We start from the raw sequence: 25,185 nt of genomic DNA on the forward strand, positions 1-25,185 counted from the left end.
CGTTCGGCCCTGATGGCGGATAGCGGCAGACAGTCTTCATCATACTTAAAGACGGGCCCATTGTAGCGAAGCCACTGAAATTCGGGCCATAAAACAATGAAGGACGCGCGGTTGTGTGGCGCGCGCGTCGATCGGTAAAAGGGAGTGGGGAGGGTGCGTGGTGAGGCATTCTTTACATCGGGGCGTCGCGCATGGGGCATGGGGCGCGCGGCTGATGCGGCTCACGCTGCTCACGCGGCGCCAGGCATCAGAAGCGCCGCGTCAGCCAGCTCCGCGCGCGCTCGCGCTCAGCCGGGCTTGCTTCGAGCGACGCGTCGAACCAGAACGCGCCCGCCACCAGCGTGGCCACGACGACGCCGTCACGATACAGAACGCGGTTGCCGCCCACAGCCGGCACCCGTTCCCCGACCAGCAGCGTGCCCGCCAGATTCAACGGATCGGTGCCGCCGACGCACACAAAAGCACCATCGTTCGCATGCCTTCGTACTTCGCGCAGCAACGGAATCGCTTCGGGCAACGCGAATTGCTCGCCGGCCAATCCATTGACGAAGCGGCCGCCGCGAATCACGCCGCGCGCTTCGAGCCGCTGATATACACGAAGCAGATCGCGCCACGGCGGCAGCCAATCGGCTTCGCGCTCGAGCAGGCGCCAGAAAACGACACCGTAGCGCCGCAGCAACGTCATCGCGACATGTTCGACGATCTCGGGCGGCAACGTGCGCCGCCGCTGACTTTGCAGTGATTGCGGCGGCGTCTCGTTCGCGCTGACGGCCGCCGGAACAGGGCGGTTGACGAGCGCCCAACGCCCGGCATCGTCCATTCCGCCGATCAGCGCCGTCGAGCGCACACGCCGGCTGCCGGAATAAGCATTGCGTTTGGCGGCCGGCTTGAGCAGCGCGCGCAGGCCCGCGAAACTGTCCGAGTTCACGAGACCGGCCGCCACCAGTTCACCGAGCGCGTTTTCCAGTTCGATACGCAAGACGCGAAGTTCGTGCAGCAATTCGTCGAAGAACATCGCGCCGTGTTGCGACAGCGCGTCGTGAACCGCTTGCGCGCGCGGCGACAACTCCGGCTGACGCGCCGGATCGATCAGTGCGCTCCACACGCGCACCTGTGGACGCGGCAGCAACACGATAGGCGTGCCGCGCACGGGGCCCGCTGCGCTGCGCGAGCGCTCGGTGAGCCGCGTCCAGACGATCTTGCCGGCGCGGCATAGTTCGTCGAGCGAAGTATTCGTGTACGCCTTCACGCGTGCGGGCAGAATGTCTTCCTCCCAGGCGCTGGCCGCGGCCTCGAAACCTTCCAGTTGTTCGAGCACGGCCGCGAGCGCATCGCGGCCTTCGCTGCGCGTGTCCGGCGTCAGATGCTGCCACTCGAACAGGAAACGCATGAAGTCGTGGCGTTCGACCGGCTCGATTTCGCGGCGCAAGCGCTTGACCGTGTAGCGGTGGATGCGCGCGAGCAGGTGCCGCTCGCACCATTCGTCGCCGGGTGCGTCGGGTGCCTGGAGCGCTTGCGGCGTGAAGCGGCCGCGCATCACATAGCCTTCGGCTTCGAGGCGGATGAGCGCCTGTTCGACCGATGTCTGCGGCAGCCGCAGCGTGTCCGCAATCGCAGCGGCGGGCAGTGGACCGAAGCCTGTGAGCCGCGCGCGCAGCACGTCGACGAGGGCGTCGTCGGCGCTCCACTCGTCGGCGTAGCCCTTCGGCGCGGTCAGCGGCGGTGCGAAGCGCGGGCCGTCCGGCTCCGGATAAAGCGCGGCGAAGCAGGTGAGCCGTTCGGCGGGCAGCCACAGCGCGGCGTCGGCGGCGTCGGCGGCAATTTGCAGGCGGGTCGCGCGGCCCGACTGCGCGAGCGACTCGAGCCATTGCGGCCAGCCTTCGTTCCCGCGTGCCTCGGCCTCGGTGATGCACGCGAGGCCCGTGAGCGCCTCGTGCATTTCGTCGACGCTGCGCGCCTGCGGCCAGGCTTCGTCGCGCACGCTCGCAATCGCGTCGGGGTCGAGCGCGCCGAGGTCGTCGGCGCTCGACGGATCGGTCCAGCGGCGGTTGAGCACGGCCTGCGTGCGACGCTCCTCGATGGGCGCGTCGTCGAGATAAGCGTAGGGCTTCGCGTTGAGGATTTCGGCGGCAAGCGGCGAGGGCGCAGGCAGATCGCGCGCGACGAGCCGCACGTCGCCGCTTTCGATACGGCGCAACAGCGCGATCCACCGCTCGCTGTCCATCGCGTCGTGCAGACAGTCGTCGACGGTCTGATCGACTAGCGGATGACGCGGCAGTTCGCGCTCGCCGACCACGTTCTCGAGACACGCGGCCTGTTCGGGAAAGACGCTCGTCAGCAGATCCTCGCTGCGCATGCGCTGCAATTGCGGCGCCGTCTTGCGTCCACCGGTGTAGCGCGGCAGTCCGAGCGCGGTCGTCGCGTTCCAGCGCCAGCGCACGCCGAAAAGCGGCGCGTCGAGCAGCGCCTGGATCAGCAGATGTTCGGCGCTCGCCGAATGCAGATAGCGCCACACTTCGTCGAGCACGAACGAGTGGCTGCCGGTCAGCGACAGCACGATCGCGTCTTCGGTCGCGGCCGCTTGCAGCTCGAAGTTGAACTGGCGGCAAAAGCGCTTGCGCAGCGCGAGGCCCCACGCGCGATTCACGCGGCTGCCGAACGGCGCATGAATCACGAGCTGCGTGCCGCCCGATTCGTCGAAGAAACGCTCCATCACCAGCGTGTCATGCGTCGGCAGCACGCCCAGTGCGGCGCGCGCCCGCGCGAGATAGTCGACGATCTGACGCGCCGCGGCTTCGTCGAGGCCGAGCTCGGCGATGAGCCAGTCGATCGCGCGTTCGAGGCGCGCGGACATGGGGTCGTTGCGGGGTTGTGTCGCTAGGGTGACTTCTGTGGGTTGCTTGGCTTGCTTGGCTTCGGCGGGCGATTCGCCATTCGTTGCCCGCTTGCTTTGCAACCGCGCTCGCGTCTTCGGCGACTGCGCAATGAGCGGCGCCGCGGAGGCCGTCGCCGCCTCGTCCGCGTCGAGCAGCGCAGCCGCCGCCGTCGGCTCGTCCGCCTCCAGCAGCCGCCCGATCTGCTCGCGCAGCCGCGCGACGCCCAACGACAATTCATCGCTGCGGCCCGGCGCCTCGCCGAGCCAGAACGGGATGTTGGGCGGCTGGCCTTGCGCATCCTCGACGCGCACGCGGCCGCTTTCGATCCGCAGAATCCGGTACGACGCGTTGCCGAGCTGGAACACATCGCCGGCGAGACTTTCGACCGCGAAATCTTCGTTGACCGTACCGACGTTGATCGCTTGCGGCTCGAGCACGACCGCATAGTCGGCGTTCTCGGGAATCGTGCCGCCCGAAGTCACGGCGACGAGTTTGCCGCCGCGCCGCCCGCGCAACGTGCCGCTCACCACGTCGCGATGCAGGTAGGCGGCGCGCGGTCCGTTGCGGCTCGTGTAGCCCTCGGCGAGCATGCGCAGCACCGCGTCGTACTGCTCGCGCGTGAGTTCCGCGTAGGGCGCGGCGCGTCGCATCAGGTCGAACAGCGCGTCCTCGCTCCATTCGGCGCTCGACACCTCGGCGACGATCTGTTGCGCGAGCACGTCGAGCGGCGCGCGCGGAATGCGCAGCGCGTCCAGTTCGCCGCGCCGCACGCAATCGAGCAGCGCGGCGCATTCGATCAGATCGTCGCGCGAAGTCGGGAAAAGCCGGCCTTTGGGCATGCCGCCGACCTGGTGGCCCGAGCGTCCGACGCGTTGCAGAAACGGCGCGATCGCGCGCGGCGAACCCATCTGGCAGACCAGATCGACGTCGCCGATATCGATGCCGAGTTCCAGCGACGCCGTCGCGATCAGCACCCGCAGTTCGCCGCGCTTGAGCCGCTGTTCGGCGTCGAAGCGATGCTCTTTCGCGAGGCTGCCGTGGTGCGCGGCGACGGCCTCCTTGCCGAGCCGCTCGGTCAGATGACGCGCGGCGCGTTCGGCCATGCGCCGCGTGTTGACGAAGATCAGCGTCGTGCGATGCAGCGCGACGAGTTCGGCGAGCCGGTCGTAGACGCGCTCCCAGACTTCGTTCGGCATCACCGCTTCGAGCGGCACGGGCGGGATTTCCAGCGCGAGATCGCGCGCGCGGATATGGCCGACGTCGATGATCGCGCAATCAGCCGGAACGTCGCTGTCGATACTCGCGCCGCCTACGAGAAATCGCGCAACCGCGCTCACCGGTTTTTGCGTCGCGGACAGGCCGATACGCGGCAGACGGCGCCCGCACAACGCGTCGAGCCGCTCGAGGCTGAGCGCCAGATGGCTGCCGCGCTTGCTGCCCGCGAGTGCATGGATTTCATCGACGATCACGGTACGCACGGTCGACAGCATCCGCCGGCCCGAGTCCGAGCCGAGCAGCACGTACAGCGATTCGGGCGTGGTGACGAGAATGTGCGGCGCGCGCTTTCGGAGCGCGTTGCGCTCCTGCTGCGTGGTGTCGCCGGTGCGCACGGCGGTGCGGATGTCGAGCGGCGGCAGCCCGCGCGCGTCGAGTTCGGCGGCGATGCCTTGCAACGGTATCTGCAGGTTGAGGCGGATGTCGTTGGAAAGCGCCTTGAGCGGCGACACGTAGACCACCAGCGTTTCGTCGGGCAGCGCGCCGTGGTTCGCGAGACCTTGCTGGACAAGATCGTCGAGCGCGGACAGGAACGCGGTGAGCGTTTTGCCGGAACCCGTCGGCGCGGCGACGAGCGTCGAGCGGCCACGGCGGATTTGCGGCCACGCGGCGGCTTGCGCGTCGGTCGGCGCGGGGAAGGTCTTCAGGAACCAGCCGGCCACCGCGGGGTGGAAGGCCGCGAGCGGGCCGCCGTGCTCGGCTGCATGCGCAGCGGGCGGCGTGGCGGCTGTCGTGGTGGCGGTGGCGGCTGAAGTCATACGTGTTTAGATGGGGACGCGATGCCCAATATCCAGACGACGGAAAACCCCCTGCGTTGCGAGAAAACCGCAGTCGCGGGATGGGGAAATCAGTCTCGCAGGTTTCGATGGGGTTTGCCAAATGCTGCATCGGTCGATGGTTCGACCGCAAACTTGCTGCGCCCGCCACCCAACCGACCCGACCCAATTCCAGTACCCTTTACGGCTAACCCGTCCACTCACCCACAACGGAGTTCCGACAATGCGATACAACCAGCTTGGCCGTACCGGCGTCTTCGTTTCAGAACTGTGTCTCGGCACGATGACCTTCGGCGGCGGCGAAGGCATGTGGAAGCAGATCGGCGATTTGCAGCAGGCGGACGCCGAGCGGCTGGTCGGCCGGGCGCTCGACGCGGGCATCAATTTCATCGACACCGCCGATGTCTATGCCGAAGGTCTCTCGGAGCAGATCACAGGCCAGGCGCTGAAAAATCTCAAGGTGCCGCGCGACAAGGTCGTGGTGGCCACCAAGGTGTTCGGCCCGACCGGAGAGTTTCCGAATGCGCGGGGCGCGTCGCGGTATCACATCATCGACGGAGTGAAGGCCAGTTTGAAGCGCCTGCAACTCGATCACGTCGATCTGTATCAGATTCACGGTTTCGATCCGGCCACGCCGATCGAGGAAACCGTGCGCGCGCTCGATACGCTCGTGCAGCACGGCCACGTGCGCTATGTCGGCGTGTCGAACTGGGCGGCCTGGCAGATCGTGAAGGCGCTTGGCATCGCCGAGCGTCTGGGGCTCGCGCGCTTCGAAACCCTTCAGGCTTATTACACCGTCGCGGGCCGCGACCTCGAGCGCGAACTGGTGCCGATGCTGCAAAGCGAAGGCCTCGGACTGATGGTATGGAGTCCGCTCGCGGGCGGGCTGCTGAGCGGCAAATACGGCCGCGAGCAGCAGGGTGAAGCGGGCAGCCGGCGCACCACGTTCGACTTCCCGCCGGTCGATCGCGAACGCGCGTACGGCTGTATCGACGCGATGCGCGAGATCGCCGAAGCTAAGCGCGTGTCGGTCGCTCAGATCGCGCTGGCGTGGCTGCTGCATCAACGGGTGGTGACGTCGGTGATCGTCGGCGCGAAGAAAGTCGAGCAACTCGACGACAACATCGCGGCCACCGGCGTCGCGCTCACCGCTGACGACCTGGCGAAGCTCGATCAGGTGAGCGCGCTGCCCGCCGAGTATCCGGGCTGGATGCTCGCGCGCCAGGGCGAGGCGCGCCGCAAGCAACTGGAGGAAGCGCGCCGTCTGGTGTGACGCTTTGCGTGAAGTGCGGCCGCTTCGTCGATACGCCGGGTTCGTCGGCCTTGCTGCTGAACGCGCTGCGCGATCCGTTGCACGGATTTCCTCATGCAAACCCGTATGACGATCGACGATCGCCTGCGATCCGCAGCGCCGGACACAGCGCAGCGTTGCGGAAATCGACGAAACGATGCGCTATCAATCTGAAGCGGCGCTCGGCAAAGCGTTTCAGCAAACCGTCGACGTGACGCCGCGCCGCTACCGACGTCCACCGCACGACAACGCGCCGGCTGCAACTGCCTGGCGCGGACGGCGAACCCTGGCCCTCAGCGCCCATCGTCACCCGCGCCGAACACGCGTTTTTCGACAACCGACATCAACCATGCGACCAGCAACGCGCACACGGTGCCCAGCGTCACTTCGCCGAGGCGCAGGATCGCCCTGTCCCACGCGGGGCCGATGCCAGGCACCAGCAGCATGATGGTCGCGGTGATGCCGCCGAGCCGCGCCGCGCTGCCCACGTTGACGATCCAGCAGATCACGATGGCCGCCGCCACCGTCGCCGCGTAGGCCGCGAAATAGCCGTCGCCGAGCGTCGCGCCCGCGAGCCCGCACAGCCCGCCGACCATCGCGCCGATGAACTGATCGCGCGACAGCTTGCGCGTGTCGATATAGCTGTGCTGGCTCACGGCAATGGCGGTGATCGCGGCCCAGAACGCCTGCTCGGTGTGGAGCGCCTGGCCGATGCCGAACGCGAGGCTCGCGCCCGTCACCGCCTGCAATGCCATCAAACTGCCTTCGACGAGCCGCTCGCCGAACGGCAGCGATTTGAGGAAGGCGAACAGCGACTCGCCGGCGCTTGCGCGTTTCGTTCGTGCTGGGTGATCGGAAGGAGTCATCGGCGGGCGAGGTAGCAAAGGCTGGTGAAAACGAAAGGTACGCGTGCGGCGAAAGGCCGCCCGTATTCTAGCTTTCGCTACGACGCAGCCGGCGGTAGCGGTTCATCAGCGGCGTCGCCGACACGCCGTGAATCACCACCGACGCAGTCACCACCGCGAGCGCGAGCGGCACGAGCGGCTTGATGTCGGCGGCTGGCCCGTGTTCGAGCGAATACGCGAGGTAGTAGAACGAGCCCACGCCGCGAATCCCGAACCAGCTCATCAGGCGGCGCTGCGTCGGCGAAGCGGCCGAGCCGATCAACGACAACGCGACCGACGCCGGCCGCACGAACATGAAGAGCGCAATGACGAGCGCGAGCGCCTGCCACGTGAAGAGCGGCGCGGCGAGCGTGGCGAGCACGTTGCCGACCATCGCCATGATGATCACTTCGGCGATACGTTCCAGTTCGATCGTGAAGCCGAGCACCGACTCGGTCATGAACGCGTGCGCCTTGTCGGGATCGGACGCGGTCGCTTCGACGTCGGCGGAATCGACGGTGCCGATCGTTTCGCGCGGCGACGTGCCGCCGCTCGCGCGATATTCGACGCGGCGCATCGACACGCCCGCCGCGAACACCGCGAGAAAACCGTAGGTGTGCGCGAGCTGCGCCGCGCCGAACGACAGGCCGATCAACCCGAGCGCGAAGAAACCTTCGAGGCCGAGCGCATGCGCAAAGCGCGTGCGCAGCCAGGCGACCGCATGCGTCGTCACCCAGCCGAGCAGCGCGCCGATCGCGATGGCGCCGAGCACGCCCCACACGGCGGACGCGGCGAGTTTAAGGTTGAGCACGTCGCCCGCGCCCGCGCCGTGCATCGCGCAAAACGCGAGGCCGATCATCGCGAAAGGCAACGCGATGCCGTCGTTCAGACCGCCTTCGCCGGAGAGCGCGAATCGCAACAGATCGTGATCGCCGGGGTTATGCACCTGAACGTCGTGGGCAAGCACCGGGTCCGTCGGCGCGAGAATCGCGGCCAGCAGAATCGCGGGCCCCCAGCCGAGATGAAGCACGTACACGCAGAAGAGGGCGAGCAGCGGCACGGTCGCGAGCATCGCAAGAAAGCCGAGACGCAGCGGCACCATCCACAGTTTGTCGAGCACGCCGACGCGCAGGCGCAACCCGATCGCGAAGAGCGACACCAGCAGCGCGACTTCGGTGAGCATGCGCAGCAAGTGCGCGTCGGCGGCCATGTCGAGATGCAGCAGCCCGACACCAGGCGGCCCGAGCGCGTAGCCGATCGCGACATACACCATCGCCGCGCTGACGGGCAGGCGGCGCAGCGTCGTCGCGGCCACGCCCATGAAAACGAGCACGGAGCCGACGATGAGAAACCACAAAGTTTCGTGCATGAGCATCCAGTCAAGGCCGGCATGCAAACGGCGCGTGCCGGCCGGGGTGGAAGGGCGCAAGCCTTGATGCGTCACGCGCACATGAGGGCATGGCAGCGCATATGATGCGTCAGAGCGCGCATGAATGCGGTGAAAGGCGAATGGATGCGGACGAAAGCGGCTTCAGGGCGCGCGTCCAAACGCTTCGCGCAGCTTGCGCTTGGCTTGCTCCAGCGTTGCGCGGCGAGTTTTTGGCAGGTTTCGGCCCGCGCGGTTGATGTAGAAGTTGAGCATCGACATCGCCGATTGAAACGGTGTGCCTTTGCGGCGGCGGCTTTTCGTCGACGACTGTTTGAGCGACTGTGCGATTTCGTCCGCGTTGCCGTTCTTGAAGATGTCCCGCTGGAGGTCCATCGCGTCGCTCGTTTCCATCACGTGATGCGACCACTTGTGCGGGCTCTTGCCGCCGTTCGCGCGCGACGCCTTCTTGTGCTGCGCCGCATGAGCCTGCGCGTGACGTTGCCGCGGCGGACGTCCGGACCGGCTTCGCGCCTTCGGGCGCTTCGTCTTGCGTGTGGTCTTGCTGGTGGCCATCGGAGCCGCCTCCTTTGCCAGATGTCTGGTGCTGTTTGCGGGTCGTACTCGCTTTGCATGCGTGATGCGCGATTCGTGATGCGCGATTCGTGATGCGCTATTCGCGACGCCGTTCTCTCGTTCGAAATTAAAAGCGCCGGCCGCCGCAACGGCGGCATGCCGGCGCGTAGTCTATAAACCGCGCAGCGAACCGCGCGGTTTCGCGTGCCTCGCCGATTACAGCTTCACGCCACCGGCTTCCGGCGCGTCCGACGAGCCTGCCGGAATATCGCCGACGCCGGCGTCATCGCGCATATCGAAACGGTCGCGGCTCCAGTACGGCTCGCTGCCGTAGTACTGGTGCACGGACGTGGCCCATGTCGCGTCCGCCATCGACGGCCAATGGTCCTTGTCGAACCCCGGCGCGTTTTTCACGCGCTCGGCCGGCATGTTCAGCACGAAGCATTTCTGCTCGGTGTCGAGCGTGAGCGCGTGCCACGGAATGGCGAGCAGTTTGTCGCCGATGCCGAGGAAGCCGCCGCTCGAAAGCACTGCATACGCGATACGCCCTGAGCGCACGTCGAGCATGATGTCCTTGATCTTGCCGATATCCTCGCCGTCGCTGCTGAGCACTCTGTTGTCGTCGAGTGTGTCTGCCGCCATTACGTCCGGGCCCGGGCCTTCCGCCGTCGCGCTGCCTTTACCGACGATGCGTGCGCCTTGCGTGCCTTGCGTCTGACTTTGCATGACCATGATCTGTCTCCTTCGCAGGTTTGGGGGTGATGACGAGTGCAGCAACGCGCGTTCCTCGTCCGCTTTCGCCAAGCGTTTGCCACGCGCTCGCGCGGTCCGCGTAAATGATGCGCGCCCCATTGAAATTCCTGCGCCGGTGCCGTGCTTTCGAACGCGTTGTAAAGAATGCGCTCGGCATGTCGATTGCTCGATTCATGGTGAGCATCATGAATCCACGCATCTGTGGGAGACCTCATCATGAACAACCGAATTCACTATCAGTCGAACATCTGCGGCGGCGATTTCGCGCATGTACTCGAATGCTTTCGCGACTGGAAATCGCAGACGCTCGTGTATCGCAGGGATCAGCGCATGTTCGAAGGCAAGCAGGAAGTCCGGCCCTTGACCGAGCGCGTGTTCCCCAACGGCGAGATCGCGCATGAAGCGCTCGCGCAGATTTGCGATCCGCGCGATCCTTATGCGTTGGCCGCGGAAATCCGCGACGGCGAGCGCGACGTGTGGCTCGTGATGGCCGCATTCGAAGAGAAAATGTGATTCGTTGCCCGAACTAATTGCGCGGTGTACGCGGTGCAATCATGCAGCGCAGCGCTGATCCGAAGTGAGCCGATTCAACTCGCAGCCGGTTTGTCCGCGGGCGGCGGCGAGCCGACGCGCTCCCCCGCAGCTCGCCGGGCGCTTCGCGCGCCGGCTTTCCGGCTGGCCTTTCCCGTGACTTCCTCGTTGACCTTAGCGCGGGCAGCCCGGCCGGTATTTGCGCCGGCTTTCGCTGCTGCCTTGTTCGCTTCCTTGCGAATCACACGCGACTTCTGAAGCAGCGTCGAAATCGAGCCGTTGATGCTGTCGGCGGCTTGTGCTTCGCGCAGCTTGCGGCCCTTCGCGCCCGCCTGACGCGCGAGTTTCGCCGCGCGTTTTTCCGCATGTGCGAGCAACGCGGCAAACGCCACTTCATCCACTTTCAGACCGCGCCTCGACTGGCCCGGCGGCAAGGTCTGCAATTCGTCGGCTTCGAATGCGCTGATGACGGCCGGATGGATATAGCAGCGCCGGCAGACAGCGGGCGTATTGCGCAGCAGGCCCGCGACTTCCTTCACGGTCGCGACGATATGGCGCCGCGCTTCCGTGGCGCTCTCGCACACGAGCCGCCGCAGCGTTGCGAGCGCATACACGCTGCCGGCCCACGTCCGATAGTCTTTCGCGGTGAAGTCGGCGCCGCTTGCACGGCGCAGATAGTCGTTGATGTCGGCGGAGCCGACGGTGCGGCGCGTGCCGTCGTCGTCGAGATACTGGAACAGGTCGTGCCCCGGCAGTTCCGCACAGCGCCGCACGATGCGCTTCACGCGTGGGTCGTCGACCGTGACGTCGTGCTCGATGCCGCTCTTGCCGCGAAACCTGAAACGCAACTGTCCCGCTTCGACCTTCACATGTTTCTTGCGCAGCGTCGTCAAACCGTATGACTGGTTTTCGCGCGCATATTCGACGCTGCCGACGCGCACAAGCGTCGTATCGAGCAGCCGCACGACGGCCGCGAACACCTTGTCGGCAGGCATGCCCGGCAGTTCGAGATCGCGCGCGACGCGGGCGCGAATCCTTGGCAACGCGCGGCCGAATTCCGCCATGCGTTCGTACTTGTCCGCGTCGCGCGTTTCGCGCCAACGCGGGTGATAACGGTATTGCTTGCGGCCGCGCACGTCGCGTCCGGTCGCCTGAATGTGGCCGCGCGGATCGGGGCAAATCCATACGTCCTCATAGGCGGGCGGAATCGCAAGCGAGTTGATGCGCTGGATTTCCGCTTCGTCCTCAATGCGTTTTCCTTCGACGTCGAAATACGCGAAGCCTTCTTTCTCGCGCTTGCGTGTGTAGCCAGGCTTGCTGTCGTCGGCGTGGCGCAAACCAGGCGGCATCGCGGCGGGCGCGGCCTGCTTCGCGCTGTCGTCGGTCGATGCATGACCGTTTTGAGTTGTGCTGTTCGTCATAGCCATCTTCGCAGGTAGAACTTTCAAGCGTGAAGCGCGTTGCGCCAGTGATGGCCCGGAGCAAGGCCGGTGCCTGGCGCATACGCTGCGAGTGTGCGGGCGGAACGGTCCTTGCGAACAACGTCATACGTATCAACGCAAGCGCAAGCGCAACGCAAACGCAAAGCCAACCGAAAAGGAGAGCGCCATGAGCAGCACGCTGAATCCCGATGAAGAGCCGCAACAGGTGGTGAAGCAGACCTCCGGCACGACGGGCACGTTGGGACCGAGCGATTCGTCCGATAGCGGCAGCGATGTCGCCGGCGAGAAGCGTCACGAGTTCGACGTCGAAACTGAACTGGACAATCACGCGCTCGAAACCGGGGAAGCCGAACTCGCCAGCGACACCGATCGCGCCGGCACGGGCGAGCGCGCCGCAGCCGACGGCGATTCGACGCTCGATCCCGATCGCGACATCGAGCCCGATCACATCGTGCGGCCATCGGCAGCCGATGACGGCGACGACGGTCTCGACGAGGACCCCACCGGTCTTTAATCGACCTGTCCGGTTCACACCCAACGCGCCGCAACGCCGGCCCAGCGGGCGGCGCAGCCAGATCAACGGGCACGCGCGGGCGGCAGGCACATGCCTTGCTGCCGCATAGTCAATGAGTAGCGAATCACGGAGGCGGCCGCGTCGAACGCGTGCCGCCCCGCACTGGAACTGAAGGAGAGAACGCAATGGCTAACAGCCTCGACGGTCTGAAGATAGCGGTACTCGCAGTGGACGGTTTCGAACAGGCGGAACTGGTCGAGCCGAAACGCGCGCTTGCCGAAGCGGGCGCGACCGTGCATGTGATTTCACAGAAGCCGGGCAAGATCCAGGGCTTCAAGCATGTCGAGAAAGGCGACACGGTCGACGTCGATTCGACTTTCGACAAAGCCACCGCCGACGACTACGACGCGGTCGTGTTGCCAGGCGGCGTGGTGAACGGCGATGCGATTCGTCTGCTGCCGCAGGCGCAGGCCTTCGTCAAAGCCGCCGACAGCGCGAAGAAGCCGATCGCGGTGATTTGCCACGGCACGTGGCTGCCCGTATCGGCGGGAATCATCAAGGGTCGAACGGTGACGAGTTGGCCGAGTCTGCAGGACGACATTCGCAACGCGGGCGGCACATGGGTCGATCAGGAAGTGGTGGAAGACAACAACCTGATTTCGAGCCGCAAGCCCGATGACATTCCCGCATTCAACAAGGCGCTGATCGGGCAACTGTCGAAACGCAAGGCGGCATGAGCGGTGCAACGCGATTCGCGCATGCGGCGAGCGAGCAGCGCCGGTGACTCCGTAAGCAAGGGAGAAAAAGCATGAAACTACGGTATTCCCTACAAGTGATGACTGTCGCGCTCGGTCTTGGCGTGGCGTCGGCCGGCGCGGTCCACGCGCAGGCAAGCGACGCCCCTGCAAGCGATGCGCCCGCGGGCGGCACGCAGCTCTCGCCCGCGGATCAGCAGTTCATCCAGGACGCTTCGCAATCCGACGCCACCGAAATCGCCGCGAGCAAGATCGCGTTGAAGAATTCGCGTGATCCGCGTGTGAAGAAGTTCGCGCAGCAGATGATCACCGATCATACAAAGCTCTCGCAAAGCATGGCCGCGCTCGCCGCGAAGAAGCGGCTGCCGGCGGCGGGTGCGGCCGATTCGGCACTCGTCGGCAAACTGCAAACGCTCAAGGGCCAGCAGTTCGATGAAGCGTACGTCGAGCAGGTCGGGGTCGAGGCGCATCAGCGAGCGGTCGATCTGTTCCAGCAGCAAAGCCAGAGCGGCACCGACTCGCAACTGAAGGCTGCGGCGGCGCGCGCGCTGCCCGTCATCAAGCATCATCTCGAGATGGCGAAGCAGCTCGCCGGCACCATGAAGGGTTCTTCATCATGAACGCTATCCTGCCGCGGCCTGCCTATGAGGACTCCCTTATGCAGATCACTTTCCCCGACGACAAGCCGACCTTCGACGGCGCGAACCTGACGGTTCGCTTCATGGCGCGCGTGGACGGCGAACCGGTTGTCTGCGCGATTACCGTCGAGGCGCTCGAGGATCACTTCGGCGCACAGTCGCCGCTCGAAAGCGCCTTGATGGAGGCCTTCGACAAGGGCCGCAACCGGATCCGTTCGGTATGCGCCGAAGCGCTCGACCAGAACAACGGCGAAGGCGTAATCTTGCATAGCGGACTGTTCCGGGTGGAAGGCATGGAACCCGATCGCGGCAACGCTGCCTGAGTCCATCGCGCCGCTGCTCGGCTGCTCCGCTGCTCGCCGCCGGTCTTCGTCAACTCCTCGCCACAAGGCGCACCGCGGTTCGCGAGCGTCGTCTGTAAAAACGCATCACGATGCAAGGAGGCCTTATGTCACTCATCGTCGCAGCACGCTTTACGACTTTTCCCGCCGCTGAGGAAGCGGCGCAAAAACTCTTCAATGCAGGCTTCGTCGAAGAAGACGTCACGCTTTTCTTCGTCAATCCGCGCGGTCAGCATGCGCGTTTTCCGATTGGCGGCGACGTGCATACCGACGCCGGTGCGAAAGGCGCGCCGAAGGGCGCCGGTCTCGGCGTGACGGTCGGCGCGGTGGCGGGCGCGATCATCGGCGTCGGCATCTTTGCGGCGTTCTCGGCACCGCTGCTTGTCTCTGTGATCGCGGCGGGCGTCGGTGCCTATATCGGCTCGCTTGCCGGCGCTATGTGGCGCACACGCAAGGACGGCGACGCAGGAAACGGCGCGGTGTTTCACCAGGAGGCGCGCGATTCGGGCGTGCTCGTCGCCGTGCACGTATCGCCCGACAATCAGCTCGAGGCGGCGCGCGTGCTGCGTGAAGCGGGCGGTGTGTCGATCGAGCGTGCGACGGGCCGTTGGCAGCAGGGGCGCTGGGCCGACTTCGATCCGTTGAAGCAGCCGGTGCCGCTCAATGAGTACAGCGAGAAGCGTGCTTGATGGACGCTCGTACGAGCGCTGCGTAACAGCGAGTAGGCCCGACAACTTAATGTCGGGCCTTTTCTTTGTGCGCCCAGCATGGGCGCAGTCTTGTGGGTGCAAGTCCCATCGTGAGTTGACCACAGCGAACGAAGTGAAGCGCAACTGCGTGAGGGCGACCGAGCGTGGGGAGGAAGCGTGGAGCGAAACCGCGAGCCGATGAACAAGAACCGGATATGAGGCGGTGCCGATCAGGGCGAGCGTGCAAAGAAGCGCGAAGCTCTCGTGGTCAAGGATCAGGCAACGTAAATGCGGCGGTTGTGCGGTGAAGGATTGCGTTCTTACCTGGGGAGATCTCGCCTCGTGCCTGAAAGGGCAACGGCGTCGAGCCGGAGCGAGAAGTCAGCAGAGGCCGTAGTAGTCACAGGACAGGTTGATGAGGCCGAAGCTGGTGACGAAGGGCTAAACGGGAAGGAGTGTCCAGCGTCATGTCGATGCGACAGGCAATGCGTCAGATGCCCGCGCAAGCGGGGCGGGTGGGGGTCACGTGCGGTGAAGCTGCACGGCGTACACCGACTAGCGATGAAGCCTGCTGCCCGCGACATGAATCCGGGGACACAGGGTCGGCGCTGCTGGAAGCGGCGCTGACAGGAGAGAACCTGAAGCAGGCGTTCAAACGGGTCCGGTCCAACAAGGGAGCCGCTGGCGTGGACGGTCTGGACGTTGACCAGACGTCGCGTCATCTGGTGACGGCGTGGCCCGCGATCCGTGAACAGTTGCTCAAGGGGACGTACCGGCCCAGCCCGGTACGTCGGGTGACGATACCGAAGCCGGATGGAGGCGAGCGCGAGCTTGGCATCCCGACGGTAACGGACCGGTTGATCCAGCAGGCGCTGCTACAGGTGCTGCAGCCGGTTCTGGACCCTACCTTCAGCGAGCACAGCCACGGCTTCCGGCCTGGACGGCGTGCGCACGACGCGGTGTTAGCCGCGCAGTCGTACGTGCAGTCGGGTCGGCGAATCGTGGTGGACGTTGATCTGGAGAAATTCTTTGACCGGGTCAACCACGACATCCTGATTGACCGTCTACAGAAGCGAATCGATGATGCCGGCGTAATCCGGCTGATCCGGGCGTATCTGAGCAGCGGCATCATGGATGGCGGAGTGGTCCAGCAACGGGATCAGGGCACGCCGCAAGGCGGACCACTGTCCCCGTTGCTGGCCAACGTGCTGCTCGACGAAGTGGATAAGGAACTGGAGCGGCGGGGTCATTGCTTCGCGCGCTACGCCGACGACGCGAATGTCTATGTTCGTAGCCGCCGGGCGGGTGAGCGGGTGATGGCACTGCTGCGGCGTCTGTATGGGCGACTGCGGCTGAAGGTCAACGAGACCAAAAGCGCGGTGGCCAGTGTGTTTGGTCGCAAGTTTCTGGGCTACAGCCTGTGGGTGGCTGCGGGTGGGGTGGTCAAACGCAAGGTGGCGGCCAAACCGCTGCTGGCGTTCAAACACCGCATCCGTGAACTGACCCATCGCTCTGGCGGGCGCAGCATGAAGAAAGTGGTGGAACAGCTACGGCCTTACGTGCAAGGCTGGAAGGCGTACTTCAGGTTGGCGCAAACACCCGGTGTGTGGTTGGCACTGGATGAGTGGCTGCGTCACCGGTTGCGCGCGATCCATCTCAAACACTGGCGCCGTGGCACCACCATCTACCGGGAACTGCGTGCGCTGGGGGCATCGGCCGCTGTGGCGCGACAAGTGGCGGCGAACAGTCGTTGCTGGTGGCGCAATAGCGACGGTGCGCTCAAGCGCGTGCTGACCATCGCCTACTTCGACCAACTGGGCGTACCCCGACTCTCATAACCTCAACTTCCCGAACCGCCCGGTGCGGACCCGCATGCCGGGTGGTGTGGCAGGGGTACGGCCTCATGGCCGTCCCCTATGCCGATTACGGACCGCAAACCGCGGAACACGCGTACAGCTTGCCTTGGACCCTTGCGGTTCATACCCAGACGCGTGCGGCGCCGCGCTGCGGCAAAGGCAGCGCATGCTCCGCCGGCGGTTGCTCGCGCGCCGGCTCGCATGAAGCCGGAATGATGCCGTTGCGCGACGTGCCGCACGACGAAGGCGCTGTTCGTACGCTTTCGGGCGTGCTTGCGGTAACGCCTGTAGGCGGCTCCATATGCTGACGAATCTGAAACACCCCCGCCGACGTGACGATCGCGACGGTGGCCAGAAGCTCTGCGCTGCTGATCTTCATGATGTTGCTCTCCCTGTCGTTGCTGCCCGCGATTCTTTTCAACTCTTGTGCACTGCATGACATCGCGCGGGCGAGATGAAGGGAGCAACGCACATGCCAATCCCAACAGCTTGCTGTGCATGCGTCGTTCGACACGCCAGGCACGCGCCGTGCGAGTAGTTGAGTGAACTCCGTCGCGTGCATTCATGAGCAGTTCACGACAAAGCAGGGCACGCGCATAACGACACACGCGCTAACCCTCGCGACGGATTCCGCGATTAACGAAACCCCTTGGAGGTATTGAATGGCTACGAACGTTGTTTCCGTGCTGAACGATCTCGTCGAAACATCGAAGGATGGAGAAAAGGGCTTTCGCAAGGCAGCCGAAGATGCGCGCGACACGCAGTTGAAGACGCTCTTCCTCACGCGTGCCGAAGACTGCGCCCGCGGCGCACGCGAACTGCAGGATGTGGTTCAGCGTTTGGGCGGCAAGCCGGAAACGGGTGGCAGCGTGAGCGGCGCGCTGCATCGCGGTTGGGTCGACATGAAGTCGGCGGTGACGGACCGCAGCGATCATCAGATACTCGTCGAGGTCGAGAAGGGCGAGGACGTCGCGAAGAAGAGCTATCACGACGCGCTCGAAAAAGAATTGCCCGCGGATGTGCGCGCGATCGTTGAGCGTCAATATCAGGGCGTGCTGCAGAACCACGACCGCGTGCGTGATCTGCGCGATCAGTATGCGGCGAAGAGCTAACGGCTAAGCCTCGCGTTCACGCAAAAAAGCCGTCCGCATGCGGACGGCTTTCTCTTTGCCCGGCGCGGAATTCATGAAACGCGCCGGGCTTGCTGCAACCGCATTTACTCGGCTGCGATTTTCAGGCGGTTCTTGACGCTCGTCACACCCTTCACGCCTTCCACGACGTCCTGGGCGGCGAGTTTATCGTCGGCGGAAGGCACGGTGCCCGTGAGCCACACGACGCCCTTGCGCGTCTTCACATGGATATGCGTGGACTTCACGTTCTTCGCGCCCAGCAGTTCTGCCTTGACCTTGGTGGTGATCGTGCCGTCGTCGATATGCTGACCGATGCTTTCCGACGATGCGGGCGGCGCCGAGGCGCTGGTTTGCGCGGTAGCGTTCAGTGCGAATGCGACACACGCGATGCTGCCTGCGGTCTTCAACAGATGGATGGTCTTCATGGTTCCTCCTTCGGGTGTTGATGAAATGGCGGTCTTGTTGCCTGCGGTCGATCGCGGCCTGCGCCGCCGATGACTCGCGTGGGATCGTTGCCGCTACGGTTCCGTCAGGGCCCGTTATCGACACCGGCCGGGTCTTCGCAGTCGTTGCGCCTCAGTCGTTAAACGATTAGCGCCGGATGCGAGGACGCACGTCCGTCCACATAGAGCCGGGTCGCAAAGTCTGTGCCCGGGGATCAGTCCGCGCAGTGCAAAGCCGGTCGAGCCCCGATTGCAGCGGCGCTTTTCCGCTGATGAATAAGCGCTCAGCACGCCACGAAAGGGCGGAGCAAAAGATAAGAAGTGAACCCGGAATTTGCCGCCTCGCTTGTAAAAAAGGCGCCGCGCGGGGCCGCAATTCGCAAGCCCGAAAAAGCAAAGGCTAGAAAAAACAGCGTGTTGCAAAAGCTGGTACGGCAGTTGCTCTGTTCAGGTTGCTCTTTACTTCAGCTATTCATGGGACCTCAACACGATGCCTTCAATTGAACTTCGCACAAGGCAGTCTCTTGCACTCACGCCGCGCTTGCAGCAGTCCGTGCGTCTGTTGCAGCTATCGTCTCTGGAGTTCCAGCAGGAGTTGCGAACCGCGCTCGATACGAACCCCTTCCTCGAATACGATTCGTCGGAAACGGAAGACGTCGCGCTCGCAACGCCGACCCCCGACGAAGCCGGCGCGCTGCCCGCCACCGATGCGGTCGCGGCCGCCGAGCCCGACGCATTGCCCGCCGAAGCGGTGACGAGCGAGACGCTCGACAGCGGCGGCCCGGACGACATGCCGGGAGACTTCTCGGGCGACTACAGCAGCCGCAGTTCGGCACGCCAGAACGGCGATTCCGACGGCAGCGATCCCGCCGAATGGGCGCGCTCGCAGCCGACCTTGCGCGAGCAGTTGCATGACGCGCTGCGTCTTTACCGGCTGGACGACCGCGATCGCGCCGTCGCGCGCTTCATCATCGAGGCGCTCGACGACGACGGTTATCTACGCCAGGACCTCGCGGATCTCGCGGACAGCGTCGATCTCGAGCCCGAGTTGACCGAAGAAGAATTGCTGGTGGCGCTGCGCCTCGTGCAATCGCTCGACCGTCCGGGTCTCGGCGCACGTTCGCTGTCGGAATGCCTGCTGCTGCAGGTCAACGCGTTGCCCGCGGAGACGCCGGGGCGCGACGTCGCGCGGCAGATCGTCGAGCATCATCTCGAACGGCTCGCGCGTCGCGAGCAGGCTGAATTGCAGAAGCAGATTGGCTGCAGCGCGGAAGAACTGCGCGTGGCCTGCGCGCTCGTGCGCAAGCTCGACCCGAAGCCGGGCAATTGCTATGGCCGTACCGAGGACAACTACGTCGTGCCCGATGTGATCGTGCGTCAGGTGCGCAACAAGTGGGTCGTGACGATCAACCCCGCCGTGCAGCCGCGCGCGCGGATTCACCGCATGTATGCCGAGCTGTTCGCGCAGTCCGCGGGCGCGAGCCGTTCGCCGCTCGCGCAGCAGCTTCAGGAAGCCCGCTGGTTGATCAGGAATGCGCAACAACGCTTCGATACGATTCAACGCGTGGCCGAATGCATCGTCGCGCATCAGAAGGCGTTCTTCCAGTACGGCGAAATCGCGCTGAAGCCGATGGTGCTGCGCGATGTCGCCGACGAACTCGGTCTTCACGAATCGACCATCTCGCGCGCGACGGGCAACAAATATATGGCCACGCCCCGCGGCATTTTCGAATTCAAGCATTTCTTCCCGCGCGAACTCGGCACGGAAAGCGGCGGCACCTGTTCCGCCGCCGCAGTGCGCGCGCTGCTCAAGGAAATGATCGCCGCGGAAAACACGCGCGATCCGCTGTCCGATGTAACGCTTGCGAAGATGCTCGCCGATCAGGGCGTGCTCGTCGCGCGCCGCACGGTCGCGAAGTATCGTCATCTGATGAAAGTGCCGCCGGCGGAGTTGCGCCGCCAGGTTTGAGCCGCGAGTTTGAGTCGCGAATTGAGTCGGCTCGACGTTTGTTGCATGCGGTGATTCGATCGAAACTGAAGCGCCACGCGAGGCTGTCCGCCCGCGTGGCGCTTTTTCGTATCTGGACGTTTCGCGCACGCCCCATTACATTGGCGGGTCAAATCGGAAACGGGTGAGCGCGATGAAGTATTCGAGTCGGGTTGAGGGTTTGCAAGGCAGGCGCACGTCGGCGTGGGAAATTCATCGGGTCGCGCAGCAGGCGGCCGCGAAGGGCGAGGACGTGATCGTGCTCAGCGTCGGAGACCCCGACTTTGCGACGCCCGCGCCGATCGTCGAGCGCGCCATCGACGCGTTGCGCGGCGGCGATACGCACTACAGCGCGGTCTCCGGCCGCGATCCGTTGCGTGCGGCGATTGCGAGCGAACACTCGCGCATGAGCGGCGTCGCCGTCGCGCCGGCCAACGTGATCCTCACCGCGGGCGCGCAAAACGGCGTGTTCGCCACGTCGCTGTGTCTGCTCGAAGCAGGCGACGAAGTCATCGTTCCCGAGCCGATGTACCTCACGTACGAAGCCTGCGTGCGTGCGGCGGGCGCGACGCTCGTGCCGGTGCCGGTGGACCCCGCGCGTGCGTTCCACCTCGACTGCGACGCGCTCGAAAGAGCGGTCACCTCGCGCACCAAGGCGATCTTCTTCGCGACGCCCTGCAATCCGACGGGCGTCGTCATGCCGCGCGCGGATCTCGAGCGGATCGCGCGCGTCGCCTGCGAGCACGATCTGTGGGTGCTGTCCGACGAAGTCTATGCCGACCTCACGTTCGAGCGCGAACATGTGAGCATCATGTCGCTGCCCGGCATGGCGGAGCGCACAGTGACGCTAGGCAGTCTGTCGAAATCGCATGCGATGGCCGGCTGGCGCGTCGGTTGGGCAATCGGGCCGACGCAATTGATCGAACACATGGGGCGGCTCGCGCTCGCGATGCTGTACGGCTTGCCGGGTTTCATCCAGCAGGCCGCGCAGACGGCGCTGCAAGAGAAGGCGCGAATCGTCGATGAAATGCGCGAGATTTACCGGCGCCGCCGCGACGTCGTGTTCGAACACTTGAGCCGCATTCCGCGCTTGCGCTGCCTGCTTCCCGAAGCCGGCATGTTCATGATGGTCGACGTCAGCGGCACAGGTCTCGATACGATGGATTTCACGTGGCGGCTGTTTCGCGCGCAAGGCGTGTCGGTGCTCGATGCAAGCGCGTTCGGCGAGACCGCTAACGGCTTCGTGCGCCTCGGCTTCGTCGTGGATGAAGCACGTCTTGCCGAGGCATGCAAGCGGATTGCGGCGTTTGTGGCGACGGTATAATTCATTCGCGATTCCGCAAGTGCCTGCAAGTGCCTTGCATTCGCCAACGAACCTTGAACCATCCGGCTTTATGAGCCGCCGCCTATGCACTTTCGCCCGATTCAGTCCTTCACGCGCAAGCGGCTTTCCGACGTGGTCGCCGATCAGATCAAGCAATTGATCTCGGACGGCGTGCTGATGCCGGGCGACCGCTTGCCGGCGGAACGCGATCTCGCCACGCAACTGGCGGTGTCGCGGCCCTCGCTGCGTGAGGCGCTGATCCGGCTCGAGTCGGACGGTTATATCGCCACGTCAGGGCGCGGCGGTTTTACGGTGGTGGAACTCACCGCGCCGCTCATTTCGGGGCCGCTCGCCGAACTGCTTTTGCAGAATCCGCGTACCAGTGCCGATATTCTCGAATTGCGCCAGGGGCTCGAATCCATTTCGACGGTGTATGCCGCCGAACGCGCGACAGCCGCCGATCTTCGCAAGATCAGGGCCGCGTTCGAAGCGTTGAAGGCGGCGTCGCGATCGCAGGATCGTGACAATCTCGCGGAACTGGACGCCGCGTTTCACCTCGCCATTGCCGACTCCACGCACAACATCGCGCTTGCGCATGTCATGCACGGCATCCATACGCTGATTCGCGAAGGCATGCGCCAGTACCATCGGCTGATCGATTACGACGAGGCGATGGAAAAGCAGTTGATGAGCCAGCATCAGGCCATCTACGACGCGGTCATGGCGCGCGACGCGCAAAAAGCGCGCAAGGCCGCTGAACGGCATCTCGCCTTCGTGCGCGAGATTTATCAGGAAGACGCGGCGAAGCTGTAGACGTTTATGGGCGGTCGCGGGCGCCTGTCGCTCAGCGCCCGTCGCGATGTTCCGATTGACACGAACCGGCGACTTCCTTATATTTTTGGTCAGACCAAGCTGACCAACCTTGCCAACATGACCGCCGGCGTTGTCTCCTGCCGCGTTCCGTCCAATGAACTCATGAAAGTCGCCCTCTTTATTCCGTGCTTTATCGACGCGTTTTACCCCGAGGTCGGCATCGCCACACTCGAATTGCTGGAGCGCTTCGGCATCGAGGTCGACTATCCGCAGGAGCAAACCTGTTGCGGCCAGCCGATGGCCAATAGCGGCGCGCACGCGGACGCGGCCGGCGCCGAGCGCGTGTTTGCGCGCAACTTCGCGGGCTATGACTACATCGTCGGACCTTCGGCGAGCTGTATCCATCACGTGCGCGAGCATCTGACCGCGATCGAGCAGACGGATGAAGTCAGAAACGTGCGCGCAGGTGCTTATGAACTCGTCGAGTTTCTGCATGACGTGGTCGGCGCGCGCGAATTTCCGTGGGCTGAGTTTCCGTATCGCGTCGGCTTGCATAACAGTTGCAGCGCGTTGCGGCATCTGAAGGAAGCGTCGGTATCGGAAGTCGCGGGGCAGCCGTTTTCGAAACCACGCACGTTGCTCGAAGGCGTGAAGGGCATCGAGTTCGTCAAACCATCCAGACCGGATGAATGCTGCGGTTTTGGCGGCACTTTCTCTGTCACTGAAGAGCCTGTCTCCGTGCGCATGGGGCAGGACAAGGTGCGCGATCATCTGAACGCAGGCGCGCAATACATCGTATCGGGCGACATGTCGTGTCTGATGCATCAGCAAGGCTGCGCGGAACGCATGAAGGCCGACGCGCGCTTCATCCACATCGCTCAGGTGCTGAACGGGGCACGCGCATGAGCCGCATCGACCACGCGAAGGCAGCCGGCGAGTTCATCAGGAAGACTGAACACGTTGCGTTTCACGACAAGCGTCTGTGGGATTTGCGTGAGAAGCGCGACGCGCAGGCGCACGGCATTGCCGAATGGGAGACGCTGCGCGAACTCGCCTCGGGCATCAAGGAACATACGCTGTCGAATTTGTCCGAGTACCTCGAACAGTTTGCCGCGGCAGCGAAGGCGAACGGGGTCGTGGTGCATTGGGCGTCCACGGCGGAAGAGCACAACGCGCTCGTCTATCAGATCATGTCCGCGCGCGGCATGACCACGCTGGTCAAAAGTAAGTCGATGCTCACCGACGAATGCAAGATGCGCGAGTATCTCGAACCGCGCGGCATTACGGTGATGGAAACCGATCTCGGCGAGCGCATCCAGCAACTCGATCATCAGGACCCGAGCCATATGGTCGTGCCCGCGGTCCACAAGTTGCGCGCGGACGTGGCGCAACTGTTCGGCCGAACCATCGGCACCGACCCGAACAATAGCGATATCCACTATCTCGCGGAAAGCCAGCGCATGAATACGCGGCCTTATTTCGTGCGCGAAAAAACGGCCGGTATGACGGGCTGCAATTTCGCCGTCGCGGAGACGGGCACGGTCGTGGTGTGCACGAACGAAGGCAACGCGGATCTTTCGGCGAACGTGCCGCCGTTGCATATCGCGTCGATCGGTATCGAGAAGCTGATTCCCAAGGTCGCGGACCTCGGCGTGTTTATCCGCATGCTGTCGCGCAGCGCGCTGGGTTCGCCGATCACGCAATACACGTCGCATTTCCGCGCGCCGCGTCCGGGCACGGAGATGCATTACATCCTCGTCGATCATGGCCGCTCGGAGCGGCTCGCGATGGACGACTTCTGGTACTCGCTCAAATGCATCCGCTGCGGCGCATGCATGAATACGTGCCCGGTCTACCGGCGCAGCGGCGGGCTGTCGTATGGCGGCACTTACTCCGGGCCGATCGGCGCGATCATCAACCCGACCTTCGATCTGAAGCGCTATAGCGCGTTGCCGTTTGCGTCGACGCTCAACGGCAGTTGCACGAACGTGTGTCCGGTGAAGATCAATATTCACGAGCAGATCTACAAATGGCGCACGGTAATCGCCGAGCGTCATGAAGTGCCGTTCGTGAAGCAGGAAGTGTTGAAGATGGCGGGGCGCCTGCTGGCGAGTCCGACCTTGTATCGCGCGACCGTCGCGTCGATGAGCGGCGCATTGCGGCGGCTGCCGAATTTCGTGCTGTATAACCCGCTGAATATCTGGGGCAGGCAACGCGAGTTGCCCGAGGCGCCGAAGCAGACCTTCCACGCCTGGTACAAGAAAAACCGCGGAGGTGGCGATGGCAACGCGTGAGGCTTTTCTCGCGAAAGTGCGGCAGGCGCAACCGGCCGCGCGTCCGCGTCCCGATGTGCCGCTCTTTCCCGCGATGGGCGGCGATCTGCGCGAGCGCTTCGCGGCTGCATTGCAAATGATGGGCGGCACATGCGTGCAAGCGCAAGCCGCGTCCGATGTCGCCGCGTTGATCCGCGAGCGGTTCGGCGCGGCCGTGTCGATCGCATCGGCTACAGCCGAAGTGCCCGGCACGCGCATGCTGACCGCCGACACCGAACCCGCATCGCTGCAGGACATCGACGTCGGCGTGGTGCGCGCGCGTTTCGGCGTCGCGGAGACGGGCTCGGTGTGGTTCAGCGAACGCGAGTACGTGGTCAACGCGTTGGGTTACATCGTGCAGCATCTCGTGGTGCTGCTCGATCCGGCGCAACTGGTGGACGGTTTGCAGGACGTTTACCGGCGCAACGACTTCCGCGATGCGCGTTATGCGGCGCTGGTCACGGGGCCGTCCGCGACCGCGGACATTGAAGGCGTGCTGATTCGCGGCGCGCAGGGCGTGCGTTCGCTGACGGTGGTGTGGCTCGCGGCAAAGCCGTAGCGGCAGTGGAGTTTGCTATCATCACTGTATAAACGTACAGGTCCTGCAAACTCC

At 64.5% G+C, this 25,185-nt stretch carries 24 protein-coding genes; 16 read left to right on the forward strand and 8 right to left on the reverse strand.

Annotation, left to right across the window (positions count from 1 at the left end; translation table 11 throughout):
• Window positions 1-247 precede the first annotated feature (247 nt).
• Entirely contained in the window at window positions 248-4,909 is a 4,662-nt protein-coding gene (locus BGRAMDRAFT_RS01895) for a DEAD/DEAH box helicase (protein ID WP_006046947.1), read from the reverse strand.
• 241 nt (window positions 4,910-5,150) lie between these two features.
• On the opposite strand from BGRAMDRAFT_RS01895, the gene BGRAMDRAFT_RS01900 reads away from it, so the two are divergent.
• Window positions 5,151-6,200 (forward strand): aldo/keto reductase, encoded by a 1,050-nt coding sequence (locus tag BGRAMDRAFT_RS01900; RefSeq protein ID WP_006046948.1) that lies wholly within the window; start codon window positions 5,151-5,153, stop codon window positions 6,198-6,200.
• Window positions 6,201-6,511: 311 nt separating this feature from the next.
• On the opposite strand, the gene BGRAMDRAFT_RS01910 is transcribed toward BGRAMDRAFT_RS01900, so the two are convergent.
• The 4 genes from BGRAMDRAFT_RS01910 to BGRAMDRAFT_RS01925 all read right to left on the reverse strand — a co-directional run bounded on the left by BGRAMDRAFT_RS01910 (window position 6,512) and on the right by BGRAMDRAFT_RS01925 (window position 9,776).
• Window positions 6,512-7,084 carry an FUSC family protein gene (locus tag BGRAMDRAFT_RS01910; protein ID WP_006046949.1) on the reverse strand — a complete coding sequence of 191 codons (573 nt, stop codon included), beginning with the start codon at window positions 7,082-7,084 and terminating at the stop codon, window positions 6,512-6,514.
• Window positions 7,085-7,151: 67 nt separating this feature from the next.
• Complete coding sequence (locus BGRAMDRAFT_RS01915; protein WP_006046951.1) at window positions 7,152-8,471, reverse strand: cation:proton antiporter; 1,320 nt, start codon at window positions 8,469-8,471, stop codon at window positions 7,152-7,154.
• 162 nt (window positions 8,472-8,633) lie between these two features.
• Window positions 8,634-9,044: a DUF3175 domain-containing protein gene (locus tag BGRAMDRAFT_RS01920; RefSeq protein WP_006046952.1), complete on the reverse strand. Its 411-nt coding sequence runs from the start codon at window positions 9,042-9,044 to the stop codon at window positions 8,634-8,636.
• Window positions 9,045-9,260: 216 nt separating this feature from the next.
• Entirely contained in the window at window positions 9,261-9,776 is a 516-nt protein-coding gene (locus BGRAMDRAFT_RS01925) for a PRC-barrel domain-containing protein (protein WP_006046953.1), read from the reverse strand.
• 237 nt (window positions 9,777-10,013) lie between these two features.
• Here BGRAMDRAFT_RS01925 and BGRAMDRAFT_RS01930 point away from each other — a divergent pair, with 237 nt between their 5' ends.
• Window positions 10,014-10,310 carry a hypothetical protein gene (locus BGRAMDRAFT_RS01930; protein ID WP_006046954.1) on the forward strand — a complete coding sequence of 99 codons (297 nt, stop codon included), beginning with the start codon at window positions 10,014-10,016 and terminating at the stop codon, window positions 10,308-10,310.
• Between the two features lie 74 nt (window positions 10,311-10,384).
• Here the strand turns inward: BGRAMDRAFT_RS01930 and BGRAMDRAFT_RS01935 are convergent, their stop codons facing one another.
• Window positions 10,385-11,755, reverse strand: a complete 1,371-nt coding sequence (locus BGRAMDRAFT_RS01935) for a DNA topoisomerase IB (RefSeq protein ID WP_044020089.1) — start codon at window positions 11,753-11,755, stop codon at window positions 10,385-10,387.
• A gap of 181 nt (window positions 11,756-11,936) precedes the next feature.
• Between BGRAMDRAFT_RS01935 and BGRAMDRAFT_RS01940 the strand changes: the two genes are divergently transcribed.
• The 6 genes from BGRAMDRAFT_RS01940 to ltrA all read left to right on the forward strand — a co-directional run bounded on the left by BGRAMDRAFT_RS01940 (window position 11,937) and on the right by ltrA (window position 16,545).
• A complete protein-coding gene (locus tag BGRAMDRAFT_RS01940) occupies window positions 11,937-12,284 on the forward strand; it encodes a hypothetical protein (RefSeq protein ID WP_006046956.1) in 348 nt (115 codons plus the stop codon).
• Window positions 12,285-12,469: 185 nt separating this feature from the next.
• A complete protein-coding gene (locus BGRAMDRAFT_RS01945; RefSeq protein ID WP_006046957.1) occupies window positions 12,470-13,021 on the forward strand; it encodes a type 1 glutamine amidotransferase domain-containing protein in 552 nt (183 codons plus the stop codon).
• 71 nt (window positions 13,022-13,092) lie between these two features.
• Window positions 13,093-13,659, forward strand: coding sequence for a DUF4142 domain-containing protein (locus BGRAMDRAFT_RS01950; protein ID WP_006046958.1), 567 nt, complete (start codon window positions 13,093-13,095; stop codon window positions 13,657-13,659).
• Window positions 13,656-14,000: a DUF1488 family protein gene (locus BGRAMDRAFT_RS01955; protein ID WP_029965663.1), complete on the forward strand. Its 345-nt coding sequence runs from the start codon at window positions 13,656-13,658 to the stop codon at window positions 13,998-14,000. Before BGRAMDRAFT_RS01950 ends, BGRAMDRAFT_RS01955 begins: the two co-directional genes overlap by 4 nt.
• A 125-nt stretch (window positions 14,001-14,125) precedes the next feature.
• A complete protein-coding gene (locus BGRAMDRAFT_RS01960) occupies window positions 14,126-14,707 on the forward strand; it encodes a hypothetical protein (RefSeq protein ID WP_006046960.1) in 582 nt (193 codons plus the stop codon).
• 467 nt (window positions 14,708-15,174) lie between these two features.
• Window positions 15,175-16,545: a group II intron reverse transcriptase/maturase gene (gene ltrA / locus BGRAMDRAFT_RS01965; RefSeq protein WP_006046962.1), complete on the forward strand. Its 1,371-nt coding sequence runs from the start codon at window positions 15,175-15,177 to the stop codon at window positions 16,543-16,545.
• 139 nt (window positions 16,546-16,684) lie between these two features.
• Here the strand turns inward: ltrA and BGRAMDRAFT_RS01970 are convergent, their stop codons facing one another.
• Window positions 16,685-16,942: a hypothetical protein gene (locus BGRAMDRAFT_RS01970; protein ID WP_006046963.1), complete on the reverse strand. Its 258-nt coding sequence runs from the start codon at window positions 16,940-16,942 to the stop codon at window positions 16,685-16,687.
• 283 nt (window positions 16,943-17,225) lie between these two features.
• Here BGRAMDRAFT_RS01970 and BGRAMDRAFT_RS01975 point away from each other — a divergent pair, with 283 nt between their 5' ends.
• A complete protein-coding gene (locus BGRAMDRAFT_RS01975) occupies window positions 17,226-17,675 on the forward strand; it encodes a ferritin-like domain-containing protein (protein WP_006046964.1) in 450 nt (149 codons plus the stop codon).
• Window positions 17,676-17,779: 104 nt separating this feature from the next.
• Here the strand turns inward: BGRAMDRAFT_RS01975 and BGRAMDRAFT_RS01980 are convergent, their stop codons facing one another.
• Window positions 17,780-18,118, reverse strand: a complete 339-nt coding sequence (locus BGRAMDRAFT_RS01980) for a BON domain-containing protein (RefSeq protein ID WP_006046965.1) — start codon at window positions 18,116-18,118, stop codon at window positions 17,780-17,782.
• Window positions 18,119-18,457: 339 nt separating this feature from the next.
• On the opposite strand from BGRAMDRAFT_RS01980, the gene BGRAMDRAFT_RS34365 reads away from it, so the two are divergent.
• The 7 genes from BGRAMDRAFT_RS34365 (at window position 18,458) to BGRAMDRAFT_RS02010 (ending at window position 25,131) form a co-directional block, all read left to right on the forward strand.
• Entirely contained in the window at window positions 18,458-18,640 is a 183-nt protein-coding gene (locus BGRAMDRAFT_RS34365) for a hypothetical protein (RefSeq protein ID WP_132384603.1), read from the forward strand.
• The gene (locus tag BGRAMDRAFT_RS01985; RefSeq protein WP_006046966.1) at window positions 18,627-20,105 is read left to right on the forward strand and encodes an RNA polymerase factor sigma-54; all 1,479 of its coding nucleotides are present in this window, start codon (window positions 18,627-18,629) and stop codon (window positions 20,103-20,105) included. The genes BGRAMDRAFT_RS34365 and BGRAMDRAFT_RS01985 overlap by 14 nt, the downstream gene beginning before the upstream one ends.
• 172 nt (window positions 20,106-20,277) lie before the next feature.
• Complete coding sequence (locus tag BGRAMDRAFT_RS01990) at window positions 20,278-21,447, forward strand: pyridoxal phosphate-dependent aminotransferase (RefSeq protein WP_006046967.1); 1,170 nt, start codon at window positions 20,278-20,280, stop codon at window positions 21,445-21,447.
• Window positions 21,448-21,531: 84 nt separating this feature from the next.
• Window positions 21,532-22,260, forward strand: coding sequence for a FadR/GntR family transcriptional regulator (locus tag BGRAMDRAFT_RS01995; protein WP_006046968.1), 729 nt, complete (start codon window positions 21,532-21,534; stop codon window positions 22,258-22,260).
• Between the two features lie 162 nt (window positions 22,261-22,422).
• Entirely contained in the window at window positions 22,423-23,166 is a 744-nt protein-coding gene (locus BGRAMDRAFT_RS02000; protein WP_029970513.1) for a (Fe-S)-binding protein, read from the forward strand.
• Window positions 23,163-24,554: a lactate utilization protein B gene (locus BGRAMDRAFT_RS02005; RefSeq protein WP_006046970.1), complete on the forward strand. Its 1,392-nt coding sequence runs from the start codon at window positions 23,163-23,165 to the stop codon at window positions 24,552-24,554. Before BGRAMDRAFT_RS02000 ends, BGRAMDRAFT_RS02005 begins: the two co-directional genes overlap by 4 nt.
• Window positions 24,541-25,131: a LutC/YkgG family protein gene (locus BGRAMDRAFT_RS02010; protein WP_006046971.1), complete on the forward strand. Its 591-nt coding sequence runs from the start codon at window positions 24,541-24,543 to the stop codon at window positions 25,129-25,131. Before BGRAMDRAFT_RS02005 ends, BGRAMDRAFT_RS02010 begins: the two co-directional genes overlap by 14 nt.
• Window positions 25,132-25,185 lie beyond the last annotated feature (54 nt).

Source organism: Paraburkholderia graminis C4D1M, assembly GCF_000172415.1.
Classification (GTDB): domain Bacteria; phylum Pseudomonadota; class Gammaproteobacteria; order Burkholderiales; family Burkholderiaceae; genus Paraburkholderia; species Paraburkholderia graminis.

What these genes read in the sequence shown, in the direction of transcription:
- BGRAMDRAFT_RS01895 (WP_006046947.1), bottom strand. Translation starts at nt 4,909, where the DNA reads ATGACTTCAGCCGCCACCGCCACCACGACAGCCGCCACGCCGCCCGCT.
- BGRAMDRAFT_RS01900 (WP_006046948.1), top strand. Translation starts at nt 5,151, where the DNA reads ATGCGATACAACCAGCTTGGCCGTACCGGCGTCTTCGTTTCAGAACTG.
- BGRAMDRAFT_RS01910 (WP_006046949.1), bottom strand. Translation starts at nt 7,084, where the DNA reads ATGACTCCTTCCGATCACCCAGCACGAACGAAACGCGCAAGCGCCGGC.
- BGRAMDRAFT_RS01915 (WP_006046951.1), bottom strand. Translation starts at nt 8,471, where the DNA reads ATGCACGAAACTTTGTGGTTTCTCATCGTCGGCTCCGTGCTCGTTTTC.
- BGRAMDRAFT_RS01920 (WP_006046952.1), bottom strand. Translation starts at nt 9,044, where the DNA reads ATGGCCACCAGCAAGACCACACGCAAGACGAAGCGCCCGAAGGCGCGA.
- BGRAMDRAFT_RS01925 (WP_006046953.1), bottom strand. Translation starts at nt 9,776, where the DNA reads ATGGTCATGCAAAGTCAGACGCAAGGCACGCAAGGCGCACGCATCGTC.
- BGRAMDRAFT_RS01930 (WP_006046954.1), top strand. Translation starts at nt 10,014, where the DNA reads ATGAACAACCGAATTCACTATCAGTCGAACATCTGCGGCGGCGATTTC.
- BGRAMDRAFT_RS01935 (WP_044020089.1), bottom strand. Translation starts at nt 11,755, where the DNA reads ATGGCTATGACGAACAGCACAACTCAAAACGGTCATGCATCGACCGAC.
- BGRAMDRAFT_RS01940 (WP_006046956.1), top strand. Translation starts at nt 11,937, where the DNA reads ATGAGCAGCACGCTGAATCCCGATGAAGAGCCGCAACAGGTGGTGAAG.
- BGRAMDRAFT_RS01945 (WP_006046957.1), top strand. Translation starts at nt 12,470, where the DNA reads ATGGCTAACAGCCTCGACGGTCTGAAGATAGCGGTACTCGCAGTGGAC.
- BGRAMDRAFT_RS01950 (WP_006046958.1), top strand. Translation starts at nt 13,093, where the DNA reads ATGAAACTACGGTATTCCCTACAAGTGATGACTGTCGCGCTCGGTCTT.
- BGRAMDRAFT_RS01955 (WP_029965663.1), top strand. Translation starts at nt 13,656, where the DNA reads ATGAACGCTATCCTGCCGCGGCCTGCCTATGAGGACTCCCTTATGCAG.
- BGRAMDRAFT_RS01960 (WP_006046960.1), top strand. Translation starts at nt 14,126, where the DNA reads ATGTCACTCATCGTCGCAGCACGCTTTACGACTTTTCCCGCCGCTGAG.
- ltrA (WP_006046962.1), top strand. Translation starts at nt 15,175, where the DNA reads ATGTCGATGCGACAGGCAATGCGTCAGATGCCCGCGCAAGCGGGGCGG.
- BGRAMDRAFT_RS01970 (WP_006046963.1), bottom strand. Translation starts at nt 16,942, where the DNA reads ATGAAGATCAGCAGCGCAGAGCTTCTGGCCACCGTCGCGATCGTCACG.
- BGRAMDRAFT_RS01975 (WP_006046964.1), top strand. Translation starts at nt 17,226, where the DNA reads ATGGCTACGAACGTTGTTTCCGTGCTGAACGATCTCGTCGAAACATCG.
- BGRAMDRAFT_RS01980 (WP_006046965.1), bottom strand. Translation starts at nt 18,118, where the DNA reads ATGAAGACCATCCATCTGTTGAAGACCGCAGGCAGCATCGCGTGTGTC.
- BGRAMDRAFT_RS01985 (WP_006046966.1), top strand. Translation starts at nt 18,627, where the DNA reads ATGCCTTCAATTGAACTTCGCACAAGGCAGTCTCTTGCACTCACGCCG.
- BGRAMDRAFT_RS01990 (WP_006046967.1), top strand. Translation starts at nt 20,278, where the DNA reads ATGAAGTATTCGAGTCGGGTTGAGGGTTTGCAAGGCAGGCGCACGTCG.
- BGRAMDRAFT_RS01995 (WP_006046968.1), top strand. Translation starts at nt 21,532, where the DNA reads ATGCACTTTCGCCCGATTCAGTCCTTCACGCGCAAGCGGCTTTCCGAC.
- BGRAMDRAFT_RS02000 (WP_029970513.1), top strand. Translation starts at nt 22,423, where the DNA reads ATGAAAGTCGCCCTCTTTATTCCGTGCTTTATCGACGCGTTTTACCCC.
- BGRAMDRAFT_RS02005 (WP_006046970.1), top strand. Translation starts at nt 23,163, where the DNA reads ATGAGCCGCATCGACCACGCGAAGGCAGCCGGCGAGTTCATCAGGAAG.
- BGRAMDRAFT_RS02010 (WP_006046971.1), top strand. Translation starts at nt 24,541, where the DNA reads ATGGCAACGCGTGAGGCTTTTCTCGCGAAAGTGCGGCAGGCGCAACCG.